The organism is Mesorhizobium sp. M7A.F.Ca.CA.002.09.1.1, from assembly GCF_003998555.1.
Taxonomy (GTDB): Bacteria; Pseudomonadota; Alphaproteobacteria; order Rhizobiales; family Rhizobiaceae; genus Mesorhizobium; species Mesorhizobium ciceri.
Map to the genome: position 1 here is coordinate 1 of NZ_RZRR01001334.1, position 1,002 is coordinate 1,002.

Sequence of the window (1,002 nt, forward strand, 5' to 3'; positions counted from 1 at the left end):
GGCCTCGAGATCGGTCCCGGCGAAAAGCTGACCGAGCGCTGGATCGAGAGCCGTTTCGGTGCATCGCGAACCCCGGTCAGGGCAGCACTGCTGCGGCTCGAGACCGAGGGGCTGGTCGGCAGGGACGGGCGCGGCTGGACGGTGTCGCCGATCAATCTGGCTGAACTCGAGCAGATCGCCGTCTACAGGGAGGCGGTCGAGGTTGCGGCAGTTCGCCTGACATGCGGCCTGGCGGACCGGAGCGCCATCGATGTCATCCAGGCGATGCTCGAATCCTGCGACAACGACACGCCGCGCGAGGAATGGCATCGCGTCGGCATGGATTTTCACATCGAACTGGCGCGTCTGTCGGGCAATGAATTCCTGTTCCGGGCGGTCCGTGATGCCATGACACGCCTGTCACGGGCGCGCTGGCTGGAGGTTCGCGACGAAGCGGCCCTCAGCCGCGCCTGGGCCGAACATCGCGCCATACTGGCGGCGGCACGCCGTGGCGACGCCGATGAAGCCGCGCGCCTGCTCTCGGTCCACATTGTCGGCAGCCGCGACCGGCTGGTGACGTCGCTCGCCAACGATCGGCGCGGTCTTCGCGCCAGAGGCTTTGCCGTCGTTGCTGCTTAAGGTGGATGAAGGGGCGCAAAGCGGCGTCTGGACGTGTGCGCACTTTCGCCCTCGCTTCGCAGACGCCGATGGCGTAAGGAGCGGCGATGGAAAACAACCGATTTGAAACACCTGTGACTGTGAAGTCAGTCGCGGCGGGAAGCACTCAGCTCTTGCGCACGGCGCGTGAGGCTTCCGACTACCTCCTCAACAGCTGGCCCGGCAAGCGCAGCCCCAAGCATCGCGCGGCCCTGCAGGCCTGCCATGACGCACTCGCCGGCGACAAGCCGGCGATGAACGCCAGGCGCGCCTTCATTGCGGCGGCGCGCGAAGTGGACGTCTTTGTCAGCGACAAGGCGCCGGCCTGACACAAGGCGACATCCGAGGCGGCAATCCGGATTGAGG

General features: G+C 66.6%; 2 protein-coding genes. Both read left to right on the forward strand.

The window, feature by feature from the left end:
• A partial coding sequence (locus EN994_RS33005; protein WP_164746505.1) for a GntR family transcriptional regulator occupies window positions 1–618 on the forward strand: 618 nt, incomplete at its 5' end.
• 113 nt (window positions 619–731) lie between these two features.
• Window positions 732–965 carry a DUF982 domain-containing protein gene (locus EN994_RS33010; RefSeq protein WP_244506945.1) on the forward strand — a complete coding sequence of 78 codons (234 nt, stop codon included), beginning with the start codon at window positions 732–734 and terminating at the stop codon, window positions 963–965.
• Window positions 966–1,002 lie beyond the last annotated feature (37 nt).